Annotated in this window: 10 protein-coding genes; 1 reads left to right on the top strand and 9 read right to left on the bottom strand. The window is 37.7% G+C overall.

Features of this window, described 5'->3' with window-relative positions; all coding sequences use genetic code 11:
• Positions 1-7: 7 nt before the first annotated feature.
• From pglX to WN948_RS00105, 5 genes are all read right to left on the bottom strand, one after another.
• Positions 8-1,852: a BREX-1 system adenine-specific DNA-methyltransferase PglX gene (gene pglX, locus WN948_RS00125; RefSeq protein WP_342304941.1), complete on the bottom strand. Its 1,845-nt coding sequence runs from the start codon at positions 1,850-1,852 to the stop codon at positions 8-10.
• Positions 1,853-1,854: 2 nt separating this feature from the next.
• Positions 1,855-5,412: a BREX system P-loop protein BrxC gene (gene brxC, locus WN948_RS00120; RefSeq protein ID WP_342304940.1), complete on the bottom strand. Its 3,558-nt coding sequence runs from the start codon at positions 5,410-5,412 to the stop codon at positions 1,855-1,857.
• 4 nt (positions 5,413-5,416) lie between these two features.
• Positions 5,417-6,013: a DUF1788 domain-containing protein gene (locus WN948_RS00115; RefSeq protein WP_342304939.1), complete on the bottom strand. Its 597-nt coding sequence runs from the start codon at positions 6,011-6,013 to the stop codon at positions 5,417-5,419.
• Between the two features lie 70 nt (positions 6,014-6,083).
• Positions 6,084-6,758, bottom strand: a complete 675-nt coding sequence (locus WN948_RS00110) for a hypothetical protein (RefSeq protein WP_342304938.1) — start codon at positions 6,756-6,758, stop codon at positions 6,084-6,086.
• A 29-nt stretch (positions 6,759-6,787) separates the two neighbouring features.
• Complete coding sequence (locus tag WN948_RS00105) at positions 6,788-7,462, bottom strand: hypothetical protein (RefSeq protein WP_342304937.1); 675 nt, start codon at positions 7,460-7,462, stop codon at positions 6,788-6,790.
• Between the two features lie 179 nt (positions 7,463-7,641).
• Here WN948_RS00105 and WN948_RS00100 point away from each other — a divergent pair, with 179 nt between their 5' ends.
• A complete protein-coding gene (locus WN948_RS00100; RefSeq protein WP_342304936.1) occupies positions 7,642-8,298 on the top strand; it encodes a hypothetical protein in 657 nt (218 codons plus the stop codon).
• A 27-nt stretch (positions 8,299-8,325) separates the two neighbouring features.
• Here the strand turns inward: WN948_RS00100 and WN948_RS00095 are convergent, their stop codons facing one another.
• The 4 genes from WN948_RS00095 to WN948_RS00080 all read right to left on the bottom strand — a co-directional run bounded on the left by WN948_RS00095 (position 8,326) and on the right by WN948_RS00080 (position 13,687).
• Positions 8,326-9,672, bottom strand: a complete 1,347-nt coding sequence (locus WN948_RS00095) for a hypothetical protein (protein ID WP_342304935.1) — start codon at positions 9,670-9,672, stop codon at positions 8,326-8,328.
• Positions 9,650-11,335 (bottom strand): AAA family ATPase, encoded by a 1,686-nt coding sequence (locus WN948_RS00090; protein WP_342304934.1) that lies wholly within the window; start codon positions 11,333-11,335, stop codon positions 9,650-9,652. Before WN948_RS00090 ends, WN948_RS00095 begins: the two co-directional genes overlap by 23 nt.
• A gap of 160 nt (positions 11,336-11,495) precedes the next feature.
• Positions 11,496-13,142, bottom strand: coding sequence for a TerB N-terminal domain-containing protein (locus WN948_RS00085; protein WP_342304933.1), 1,647 nt, complete (start codon positions 13,140-13,142; stop codon positions 11,496-11,498).
• Positions 13,143-13,243: 101 nt separating this feature from the next.
• Entirely contained in the window at positions 13,244-13,687 is a 444-nt protein-coding gene (locus tag WN948_RS00080; RefSeq protein ID WP_342304932.1) for a hypothetical protein, read from the bottom strand.
• Between the last annotated feature and the right edge of the window lie 162 nt (positions 13,688-13,849).

Genomic DNA, 13,849 nt, shown 5'->3' with positions numbered 1-13,849 from the left:
CTACCTCTTAGATTGTTCCAATATTTCGGGCTTGCATGACTGCCTCACGTAACCCTGCATCTTTCTCAGCTTCACTATTTCCATCCACAAGCCGGATATAAGCTCCTTTATACTCAGGGTGCTGCACATTCTCAATAACAAAAGCAGTAGTAGAAACAACCTCTCCACCAATACTATCAAAAGCCCGTGGTCCCAAATGTGCCATGGACAGTATGGTACGGTCGTCCAGAATGCTCGCCCGGAGTTTTTCATAGGAAGAAAGGAACATCCAGCTCTGCATGGTTATCATCGCAACCATTCCTTTCTGCATCGCAAGGTCTAGGTTACGGTCAATGAACATAGCAAAGAAATCAGATTTACTGTTGGGATAATTGTCCTTTGCAAAATCCTTCAGTCTTGTGTTCATTCCCTTACCGCCCATATATGGTGGATTTGCAACCACAATATGATACTTTGGACTAAGGTAATCAGCTTGTTGAAGTGCCTGCAGAACCTTTTGGTGAGTGCTGAAGACAGTTAGATTACTTGAAAGGTTCTTCTCTTTTAGCATTTGCCGGATCTCTGATATATTTGTGGTAATTGGACGGATAAGAGAACCAAAATTATCAGCTTCTCTGAACTGGTTCAGAGTATCTTGCATGTTGGTTGTTAGTAAATTACTTCCAATGGCTGCTAAATATGAACGAAGCTCATCATCTTCAAATGCCACACTCTCCAGCACGCATATATTGGGATGAACAGGATTCTGGAAGAACTTGCGGTTCTTTCTCCTTGCCTTCATGGTAAGCGCAAAAGCCGCCAGCTCTCCAGCACGCTCGTCTATCTCAATGCCATAGAGATTGTGGGTGAGAATCATCTCAGGAATCTCTGAATGATCATAACCCTCCTCTTCGTAGATAGCATACAGCAGGTCAAAGGCATAGACTAGCATATGTCCCGAACCGCAGGCAGGGTCGCATACCTTGATGTCCTCTGGAGAATTGATTCTCAGGAAATCTGTTTCAGATTGTTCCGGTTTGATGTAATATTCCATCTGCTCGAACAGCCTGGAGTTTGGACGGTTGAGCATCCACAAACGACCCAATGAGTTCTCCACCAGAGAACGGACAATCCAGTGAGGTGTGAACAACTGTGTCGCTGCTGGGATATTCTCCTTGCTGATCTTAACATTCTTCTTCAGCTTCTTGAAAACCTCATCCTTTCTGGGAGCGATATAATCCTGGTATACCCAGCCGATTATCTCAACTTCCCTCCAATCGTCCTCAGGAATTATCTCATTGATATCCTTCACAATGGAATCAATATGCAGTAAGTTTTCAGGAAACAGAAGCTCGGTATAATCCTCAATCTTCTCGAACATGAAAGGCATGGTTCGGTTCAGGTAATTGCACAACCGCAGTATCAGATACTTGTACAACTCTTCATCCTCATTCTCAGCCTTCATATCAAGCACATGGTCAGAGTCCAGGTCCAGAAAATCCAGTTCAAGGGCATGTGTAATAATTCCCGGCTCGGTCCTCTCAGCACCATCCGAAGTGAACACCTTCACTGGAATGTAATCGTTGACTTCCATGAACTTCAGAGCAACAAAACGGTTGAACCAGGTATAGGTTACCTCATCCATCACCTGTTCATAGCCCTTGTGATTTACATCCTTGACCAGATGCTCTCTCTGTTCCTTTATCTTCCTGTTGAAGACCTTGCCACCGATAACAATAGAATCTGAATGCTCGGAATCCACAGGAAGGATCTCTTTCGGAAGGATTCCATAGAATGCAGCTCTGTCCTTTACTTCCTGGTTGAGCTTATCCCGCACAGTGTCCGAGAATTTGATGATGCTTGCCTTATCCATGATCAGAACAACCTGATATCGTTTTCATTAAGTATCTTTAGCAGGGATGCACGCAGTTCTTTGAGGTATTTGTCAAGCTCCTCTTCGGTTTTGATCGTATCCTTTGACTTGAAAACCGAAGTATCCTTAATTACTCTTGTAGACCGCACAGGAACAACAACCTCATCTGAACCTGCTTCAGGTTCCTTGATAATCTGTAATTGCTTGCTGATCTTATCATAGGCCTGGCTTTCAAGAGAATCCAATGTAGTGGATTGTGCCTGTACGAACACACAGTCTCCGGCTTGTGAGATACGTTTCTTGATATCAGAGAATGGTTGCAGCACGGAATCCATGAACACCTGAGTGAACTCGGGATGTGCCACCATCTCCTTTTCCAGCTCGACCGTGATAGTTCCTATATCTTTGAAAGTCTCTTCCTTAAGCTCAGAAAGAGTTTCTGAAAGGAAACTTTCAATTTCATTCTCCAGTGGTGGGAGTAACTTGATATCAGAATAAGTATCCTCTGATTCAAGAATGACTGCAATTTCCTGCACCTTGGACTTTGTTCCCTCGTCCATGAATTGCAGGTCCCTCCTAAAATTCTCGACCTTCTTCAAAACCCTTCTGAAAATCTCCACCTTAGTGCTTCCAAAGAAAGAGGTAACAGGGTCCACCTCTTCACGCAATCGTACTAGTTCATCCTTTTCATCAGCAACATTTTGAAGGAATGATGAAGGGTCAGTTACGTTCAGGATACTCTTAAGGAAGGACGCATATCCTCTTATCCCCTCTTTACCAGGGAATCTTGGCTCCTCCACATACCTTCCTTCAATTATTTCGATCTTATTGTACTCATCATTGAACAGGGAACGCGTGAAATCAAAAAGATCATTCTCCTTCTCAGGAATATTAGTTTTCTCGAACACATCCCTCAGAACCGACCTGACAGTCTTGATAACTTCAACGTTTGCCTTTTCCCTTATCTCAAGCACAAGTTTGTCTGCATATTCTTTTCGTATCAGATATCTCACGATCTCTTCAGCAGTTGGTTTTTTAAGGATCAGGTATGTTTTCTGGTACCTGAGTTTTATCTCATCCTTTGCAAACAGCGTAGCCACAAGACCCGAGATAGTAATTTCATTCCATCCAAATGGTTTGCGCCTGAATCTATCCTTGATATCCTGCAGCACAACAACATCATTCTTCTGATTCTTTACATTCAAATGTTCCAGTATTTCCCGAAGAGCAAGCTGGTTAGTTTCAGACGTCCCAACACCGAACTTCTCAAGGTCATCTGCCTGGAGTATCCTCAGGATCTCACTGTCACTTACAATATCCTTGGTAACATAACCGGACTTTTTGTAAACGTTCTCAAAGAGCAGGTCCAGACCATCCTTGATCCTTTCTTTAGGATTCGTCTTCTCGATGCTTGTGACTTCCTTCCCATCAACGAATATCCTGGCCTCGGAAACTCCATCCTCCATAGACTTCTTCGAAGCTACCCGAAGCTTTTCCTCATCACCCCTCTTTGCACTGAGGATTTCCCTTACCTCTCCAATATTCGTATTAGATGTATTCTGTGTGAGGTATTTGTTTATCCGCAAGTAATTCCGTATCTGGTTAACAAATTCAGCATCCTGCGGGAATACAAAAAGAAGAGTATCAGTGGAATCCACATTGCTTAAGTTATCTCCGCTTAACGACCTCTGTCCACTTCCTCTCAATACATCATCAGACAGAGGCGTCAGGAACTTGATGGTCAGGTCTGCACTACTAGTAGGTTTGGTCTTATCATCAATAGACTTGTGGAACTTATAGTCCATGTACTTAGCAGGACATATATCATCAAAAATGTAAGAGAACATCTCATCAAGTATCCTGTGCTTCTCAATATCGATGTTCTTTATCTCCCGGTTTATCTCCTGTTCCTCATTGGTAAGGAAATAATATCTGTCACCGGACTTGTGAATAAGGGTCTGTGCCTCCAGACGCTGGAGTGATGCAGATATCCTGTCTTTCAACTTCCTTTTATCTTCATCAACATGAGATATCGAAAGCACCACAAGGTTATCCAGACTCGGTTGCAGCACATTCACATGCCTTATCATAAAAAGTATCTTCAGGATATTACAATCTCCATCCTCAAGGCAACCATTATCCTTTGCCTGTTCAATGGTACGTGTAATGATAGGATCAAGGAAACTTTCTATCGTGTTATAGAATGTAGAAAAAGGCACCAGTACACCGAGCTCGTTCTCAGCATACTTTTCGGTTCCCTCCTTAAAAGCACTGAGCATGGAACGTTCACCCTTTGCAAGGTGTTTTCCTGTAAAACCTGTCTGCCTTATTTTATCAAATACCTTCTGCAGCACATGGAACTGATATGGTACAAAGGGATACACATTAACAAAGTCCTCATCTCCCTTGTACAGCTTCATCTCAGCTCCACCTGGAGAGAAGGTCAACAGGTTTTTCATTATCGTCTTCTTGTCCGTATAATAAGATGTCAAAGACTCCACATACACCTGTTTCTTTGCCAGGATCCTCTTCTTGATGACCTCATCCACATTAGCACTGGACAGGCTCAAACGTGTATCAAAACGCCCCTGGATCTTGGAGAAGTCATATCCTTTGACCTGGTCTTTCGTGACCGTATCAATGTCAGCCTGAGATGTAACAACAACCCACGCCTTTCCCGCAAGCTTCGTTCCAAGTTCTTCAACAATGGTCTGCAGGTTCAGCATCAACTCACTATTTTCGCCAATATACTGACCAACCTCATCAATAAGGAAGATTATCTGATGGTCCTTACCCTTTGAATCGCAGTACTTCTTCACCTTCTCCGCAAATTTCTCATTGCTGAAATGATAGTTACTGCCATCAGTATTGAACAATCCAACAAGAGAGTCACTGCTCTGATACTCACATTTGACAAGAGCATCTATAATGTCATCCGTCTCAAAAGCATAGGTATCCCGTTTCTCTTCCCAGGGTTCACCATTTATTTGCTTGAACTCATCCTTAAACTTCTCATAGAGACCTTTGTTGGTCAGATCTTCTTCCATTTCAGCGATCCAAAGAACATCACCGAAAAAACCTCGTTTCTCATTGAAAACCCTCATCAGTATATTAACAATGAGTTCATCGCTTCGAGTAAGGGTGTTAGCTTTAGAGTCAATGTTGAAAAGAATAACGTCTTTTGTACCATTATTAACAGCTTTTTCAATGGTAGCAAATAACTGTTGATCATCTATTTTCTCCCTGAAGAACTCCAAGGCAGATTTGCCCCTAACGACCCTGTTCTCCAGAAGATAGGACAACATCTTGATGAAATGGGATTTACCTGAGCCAAAGAAACCAGATACCCATACACCAACTTTATCTGTCGGCGTTTCTGTAGCATTGAAGTATCTCTCAAAGAAAAGGTCCAGATGCTTCAGTGATTCTTTAGTGACCACATATTCATCAAGTTCAGTATAGATATTCTCATCGTCTTCCTGATCGACTTTAATAACACCATTGATCTCTCTTTTGATGTCTTTCAGGAAGAGGTCTTGTATTTCAATCTCATTCGTCATTAACTCAACAACCTTTACTTTGAGAAACATTATCCGTGTTTATAAGCCTAAAAGCACGGTAATAATTTGCGTCCCTGAATTTCCCGAATAAACTAAGATCAAACCCACTGTACTTTCCGGGATAGAATGTAACAAGTGGTATGTTGCCAAGGAGTGGCTGCAAATTATTTAGAACACTGTGAGAGCGAACCATTGGCCAGGCTTTACCAACTCCCGTCAAAAAGATTAGCTGGAAACCATCATTATCATTCATTTTTTGCTGAATGGCGTTTTTCAAAATGTCTGGCTTTAACATCAACTTTAGTTTTTTGAGCAACTCATCAGAGCCTTTGCTCTTTTCAAAAGAACTGATCTTTTCTGCTGGTATTTTCTTTTCTATAATCTCAAGACATAAAGCATAAAGATCGATCTCAAGGACGGTAATTGATTTTCTTTCTAAAGCCGGTATTATCTTTGCGATGGTATCTCGGACAAGTAGTTCTTTTTCAGGAGGATAATCGAATATCCAGAAAGGAACTTCGTTGCCAAGACCCCTTGCGTGTAAAAAATCCTCTTTTTGAAGTTCATCCTTTAATAGTTCCAATCTCTCTTCGAGCTTCATAATTGTCAGTTAGTTATCTCCAAAATTATTTAAACATAGTCTTTTTATTTCGATAACTAACGAATTATATCTAGGATTGAGCCTTATTCAAACGCTCTATTTTATCGTCATTGACATCATAGAAAAAGAAATCAACTCCATCAACAAGACCACCATACCTTTTTAACCACTCTTTAGGAACACGCTTATCATTTCCAAATATCAAAAACTTGTGTTTAGCTCCCGTTTTTTCCAAAAGCCACACATGTTCTGCAATGGTTGCAAACTTTGCTGGTGGCAAGGAAATTCCACGAACCATTGTATAGAATTTAGCATCTCCTACAATTTCATTGTCATCAGATAACATATCGAATATTTTAGGAACACCAGGATATTTTCCAGCAAGCAACTGTAATGAATAGTATTTAGACATAAAGATGCGGGCATATTCTTCGAATTCAGCTGCAGAGATGGATATTTCTTTTGGCGCATATTCTTCGTTTTGTTGTTTAACTTCCACGTGCCTTTTTTTAGTAAAAATTACAACTTGTGCATTTAAGTCAACGCTTGTATTCCACCCCATGCTTAACCAACCGTCGATTGCATGCGTATGTGAACCACCACTATTCGCCCACCAAGCCGGGTATTCTCTTGCTGATTTTGGGAGATTGAATCCCAAAATGTTCTCTACTTCCGCAAAAGTTAGTTTCATGACATCGTTTGCACTGTTCTGAAGGTAAACACCAAGGTTTGAATATTTTCCCATTTTCTTACTCCTTACATTGGGATTTGCATTTAATAGTAATTCCATATCTTTTCTAGTTCTTTTTTGTGAAATAGACTCGCATCATCACCTTGTAGTGAACCATCATATTTATCAAATAATTGAATCTGTCGGAAAAAGCCAGGTCCTGGAATTTTACTTTCTTTTCTAACTACCAAGGAAGACAATAAGGGTTCATTTTTTTCCATATTTTGAATTATCATAGGATTAAGTCCTTCTCTTACAAGGAGTCCTACACTACCTGGATTCAATTGTAGACCTAAGTAATTCAAGACTTGCTTGTATGTTGCTGTTTGTTGTTTTTTTGCAATATCAACCAAATAATGTTGTAGTTCTTCAAAATTGAGTTGTGAATTTTGGAGTTCGTTTTCTGATTTTCTGCAGACTATTTCATCCCACTTATCTTCATCCCACTCATCACTTTTCCAATCAAAGTCCCAAATTAACTTCAATTCTTCCGTATGTATTGTTCTTCGGTCAATGACATTTGATAAATCAATATCAAACATTGATTCCATTGTATCAAAAAACCCTTTTCCAGGAAGGCTTTGTTTTTTGTTGACGACCAGAGATGAGAGAATAGGTTGGTCTTTTTCAACATTATATTGAATCAAAGGATTAAGAATAGGATCTGTTAGTTGATTTTTTACAGTATTAGGAAACGTAGGTATTTTGTATGATTTCAATATATCGCTGTAACATATCGTACTGTGTTGTTTTGCGACTTCAATGAGCTTAGTATAGATTTCAAATGGTTTGATTGTAGAGGGCATGTCTATCAATAAAAGTTACTATTATACTGTATAAAAACAATGTGATACTTGTTTAACTTTGATTAAATATCAAAATAAACGAAGGGTTCAATATGGACAGGGTACAAATACTAAAACGTCTCGAAACACGTCTGCCTAGTTGTTCAAAGTTTGAAGAAATGGTGATAAAACATTTACAAGAGAACTATTTTGCTTTTGTGTATCAGGCTATGTACATACAGCTTGGATATAAGGAACGAAACAACAAATTCACGAATCAGGAATTTAAGGAACTTTTATCCAATAATAATTTTGTTGATTTCATTAATGAGGTTTATAGAACACATTTATCTTGGGAAGGAGTGAAAGAGGTCAAAAACCGTTTACAGCAGGTCGAAGACTTCGATGATTACGTAAGTTCCCTACAGGCTTTTGAATCCTGTGACCCTATAACGTACAAAAATGGAAAAGAGATTCAAAAAAATGCATTCAGTTTTGGCACGAAAATATTGCATTTCTATAATCCAGATGAAAATCCGATACTTGATTCCTTTGTAAGGACAAATCTCAAAATAAAGGGAGAAATGGACAAAGATCTCTGTATAGAGTTTCGAGAAGGTGCACGGGAATTTGCACAACTCCATCACGATTATTTTGTTTATTTTAATGAATCTGAGAACATTCGTCAAGAGCTAGCAAAAAGACATATGACAAGCGATTTCCCAATTATGGAGATATTTGATATGGCTTTGTATGAGCCTGAAAAATAGTTGTTTATGAGTCTTCACCTAGAACTTTCAGAAATACACATTCAACACCTGCTCCAGTTTCACCTTAAGCCTCTCCTCAACACACTTATTCCCTTCCATCGACCAAAACGGCACATCAACCGCTTTTACCCTAATACTTTTATCCGTACTACCCTGCTTAACAACAAAAATGCAATCTTTTGCCAGTTTCTCAGACGTATTTGGATATATCAACACGACCTTCTCTGTTCCTCTTCTGTACGCATAGCTGATCATCTGATACATATCAGATTGAGATATGCCTTTCTTTGAATCACTATTATCCAGATCCCAGCGAGGTTTGTATTTCGTATCGATGATTATCTGCTCGCCAGTCTCTTTGTTCGTGAGCAGGATATCATGCTGGAGATTGAATGTTTTAGGGTCATCATGCAGATAAAGGTCTGATTTTTGAGCTTCCACCTTGAACCTGTCACTGAAATGTTTTCGTATAAAGCCTGTTATGAACTCTTCAAAGATAAGTTCCATAGGGAATAACAGACTCCAATTCCTCATATCGTAGCTCTCATGGGAATATACCTGGTTTTCCAGTATCATACTGCATATATGGACTATCTCTTCATAATCGCCGTATAAGGGGGATATTTGGAGGGTTGAGAGTTGTTGCGAGGAACATACCTGATCATCCACTTCATCCAGCACAAAAATTATCTCATTCAATAATCTCTGGGTTTCAGGGATTCTGGCCTTTGAAAGTAATAATCTAATGCAATATTTGATTATACGATTCAGCGAATTGTCAAACACAAACGGTTCATAATCACAATCTATCTGATGATAATTACAATATGATATTCGGTTCACATAACGGGTGAAATTTATCCGGCCACGTGGTGTCTGTAAAGCCTCAGACACTTCTTCATAAGCAGAGTAAGGCTGACTGCTTACAACCTCATGTATTTGATTTGCAAATAAGTATATGATTAATTCCGGCAGTTCATATATTTCACATCGATCAAGAAAAGCCTGATTGAACGGGAACTTTACTCTATTACAGTAACTGAACCAATAGAACAAATGGCAATGCATAAGCTCTCTGCTAATATTAGTTATATTTTTGAAGACCTTCGGAAATATCTCTACTTTGAAGTCCTCAAAATGAATGAAGCCTATGTAGTTCCTTGCCTTGGCAAGTTCTCCATCAAAAATCAGAAATGGTTGATAATTGTTGCTCTTTTCGATAGATTCATCTTCTTTCTTAGATGGCCAGACCTCTTTGTATTCCCGCCATAAGGAATACAAATATATTTCAAGGGCCCTTCGGTCAGGAACTTTGAACTGCTCACCGTATTCAAATATCTCTTTCATGGGACTATTGCTGTATTTGCCAGTCATATTGTTCTGTATTATATTTCACTGACCAGTTGCTTTCTTTGAAGATATCCTCAATGATATCGGTCTTACCTGAAAAATATTCCATTAGAAGTGGTATTACTTTATTGCGAAGGACATCAACTATATCAATACTGTTCATGAAATATCCATGACCTATAAGATAATCAGCTGACTTCTTACGATCATATATCTCTTTATTTATATGTCTGAGAATACTGCGTTCCTCATCAGATAATAAAGTATAATCCGGGAAATATCCAATGAACTCGAAACGCCTTCTAAGTGCAATATCAATTAATGCAATTGACTTATCAGCCGTATTCATAGTTCCTATAAGATAAAGGTTCGGAGGCACTCCAAAGACCTTGTCTTCGTGTGGAATATTGACCTTAAGTTCATTCTTGGCTCCAATGCGCTTGTCCTCTTCCAGAAGTGTAATCAATTCACCAAAGACCTTTGATATATTGGCTCTATTAATCTCGTCAATTATTAGGACATATCTTTTTAATGGAACAAATTTGCTTTTTTCATTTCCAATATGACCTTTTTTGACTAATTTATCCAACAACGGTCCATAATAAAATTCATTGACCTGTTTTAGGTCCATCTTTCCTTCATAAAGATTATGAAGTGCATCTATACTTAACCTGTCATTTTCTTTACCTGATTGTTTTCTGAAACCTAAATAATTAGGATAAAGTTCGGTAATCCAAAAAGACGAAGTGCCCGGGTAACTCTTTATTTCTATTTCTTCTTTTTCTTCTCTTTTAAGTGGCTCTACAAATTCTGCAAATACATTAAAAAACGGTCTGAAATTCTCTTTCGTTTTGTTTGCTTCTAAGTAGTTTTTTTCTGCCCTTTTACACATCTTGTAGAATATCCCTTCTGTTCTTCTGAATTTTAAAGAAGAGTCTTCAAAATCAGGACGGATACCTAACATAAAATCTTCATAACTGTAATTCTGGTGAAATGTAATGAACTCTATTTGTCCTTCTTCCCTTAAGTTATCAAACACTTTTTTATTTTCTTCATGACTTCTACGACTGCCAGTAATTATTTCAACTGCTCGGTCAATGGTGTTAAACGTTTTTCCAGTTCCAGGAGGTCCATAAAATATGGTATTGCAGGGAAATATTGGTATGTTTGTATCTTTTTTTACAGTTGTTATTTTATCGGATGCAAATCTGACTCCAAAATATGGCTTAAACAAAATTTCATTTGCTTCATCAAGTCTTTGAGGTAAAATTTCAGTTAACGTACTATTCCCGCTTGGGTAGATATGTTTCCTATTTCTCTTCAGTTCTTCTGGATACGGTTTTATTGCATCTTTTAGGTATTTAACCTCTCTGTAGATCCAAGGTTTTCCATCATTAGTGATATTTTTAGGAACATAGTTCCATCTACTAGATTCGATTCTCGCTATCGCAAAAAGTTCATTGGCTCCAATCGTTATATAAACATAATCCCCTTGCTCAAGTTCATTTTTAAATCTCTCACCTTGACCTCTTCCTGTTTCTTCGTGTAAAACAATCCATTTATTCTGTTTAAAGGTTTCAAGAATTTCAGAATCACTTTCTGTTTTAAATGAACCATGGGACATTTTGTATAATTTATGATTCCCAAGGGATATAGTTAATAATTTGTCTTGATTTCCATCATCCATTTCTAAATCTCCACGTTTTCATCTTTATAAAATTAATGAATTATACCCCCTTGTTTGAATAAATAACATTCACCGCCTCAAATTAGATACCATACTTTTTTTTGTATGGCTTATGTTGATCAGTGTTAACCAGTCATATTCAAAAGCTTACATTAAAAATCTAAATATGTTCTTGCAACACCGGTTGATAGCTACACATACACCAGCCAGGTTTCCCTTTCTCCATTTCATGAGTGCAGTCTATACAAGGCACTGGTTTTTCTTTTAATGTCTCTTCAATTGTTAATACTCGACCATTTAATTTTTTACATGTATCACAAGAACCAACTGAAGATATCTTTACCTTCTTGTATCCTTTTTGCTTCAAATCCATTAGCTCCATTTTTGCACTGTGCTGTAGATATGAAATGAACTCATTACCTAGTTTATAATGTAGCAATGCAAGTTTGAAATTTATACTCTTGAGTTCAAATAGATCCGTTTTCTCTAGTAAAAGATCTTTGTACATCCCAATACATGTCGAAACATATTGTTTTTTGCCCATTTGTTCATGCTTCTGGAAAAAATCGTCTTTTTCAATTCCATGTTCCTTTAAAGAATAGAATTCACTTGTAGCAAGTGCTTCATCTTCTGTAAGACAGGTAGATGGAAACAATATACGAGATGAACGCACGTAAATGTAATTGTCACAGTGCGAGCATTTCTTCTTCCTTTTAGGTGGTTTGTCAAGTTTCATATCACAATAGGGACAGATGAGGTCATAGCTGATCTCATAACCTACATTTTTATTCTCTGATACCTGGGGAACAGGCTTTATCCCTTCCTTTCGTATCTGAGCAAGTTTTTCTTTCAATTCATTATGTGTTGACGATAGCAGCTGCATAATCGAGTCTTTGAATTGCAAATTATCAATGATGGATGGCAAAATAGGTGATCTTGTATTAGATGGAAGAGACATATTTGCAAAAACCAGCTCATCTTTAAATTCAAAATCAGCGTCCAAAGCATAGATAGGGTACGTTCCAGTTCCAAATTCATTTTCTAGTTTTAAAGACAAAACTTCTTTGAACATATCTGGATATTGATTTATGTAACGCTTGTTTTTAAATCCAACAGAAGATGCCATGGCCACAATTTCATCTGGAGTAATATCTTTTTTCATCAAGTATTTAGCAATCAAGACCAAATTACCAGGATAATCACCATCACATGAAACAAGTGACCTCTCCAATGTGTCCTCATCCTTGTGCAAAATCGCTGCTAATAACAACGCACTTAATGAATATCCCTGGAATGAACTGTTTTTGTGATATTTACGTAGCAAAAGTATGACATCGACTGCATCTTTGTAATTACTGTATAAAAGATGTCTTTCAAGTCCATAATAAAAAATAAAAACATAACCAATATCCACTTGCTTTCGAACATCTCCCAACCAGTTCAGGTATACCCACCTTTGTTCAGAGCTTAGATTTTCATATGATGGATAATAACCAACACTTTCATTAACATCTATTGAAGAAGATTGCTTCACACGTAGTTTAAATGACAAAAGACTCGGTTCCATACTAAATGAAAATGTGATCCTGAACAGTTCATTTTCAAATAAGATATCGGTATCTTGTTCGGGATCATAGTTTTTGAATTTACCATCTGCAAACCATAGCAATTTGAAAATTTTGTCGTTGGATGTTAAACTATCAAAATACGTTGCAGGAACATTGCTGTTTAGAATATTATTTTCTATTATTACTTTTGTGGGCTTTTCACTAACCGTTTTCTTTTTGAAGATGTCAAATAATCCCATACTTACTTATCTAAATTAATTGGATTTTAATTTTGTTATTTTGTTATGTAATGTATAAAATGTTGCAATAGATATCGCAACCAACATTAACTAAAAATAAATTAATTCGTATTGAAGCTCGCTTCGAGTTCACGATATTTTTGGTCTTCCTTTGGTACTGGGAACTTCGTGCCAACTATTTTTTCAATCTCCAACCCAAGAGAATTCAGCAGACCATTTAATTCCCAAATACTAATCTTTAAATCTTTTTCAGAAGCAATTTTCTTTGCTTTCTCAGGCATTTTGATAATTTCATCGTAAAGGCCCGCATTCTTAGCATTCTTTACCATTAGCTCACCCGCTTTTAGCTTTCCTTTACTCTTGCCTTCTATTTTTAGACCCATATGCCGAAGCATCCCATTATATCTCCATTGTTTTAAATGCACCTTCCCTTTAAGCCCTGCGAACCTTGTCTCGTCACATAACTTGATAATAGGAACAAGTAAATCCAATTCTTTAGCTAAGTCTAACATTATCTTTCCAGAATTGTCATTTTCTCCAAACATGTGTTTCTCCATTTTGACAGCACATTACTTTTAGAATAGAATTATAGTCAATCATATTTAAGCTAATTTTTGTGACTAGTATATTTGATTATCTCTACATCTTACTTTTAAAAAAATACCATCATATCTAAAAAAACATATAACCAATGTAGCTTCTTTATT

Origin of the sequence: Methanolobus sp. ZRKC5 (genome assembly GCF_038446525.1) — an archaeon.
Taxonomy (GTDB): Archaea; Halobacteriota; Methanosarcinia; order Methanosarcinales; family Methanosarcinaceae; genus Methanolobus.
The sequence above is the reverse complement of the archived record's forward strand: the minus strand, read 5'-3'. Positions and strand labels throughout refer to the sequence as shown.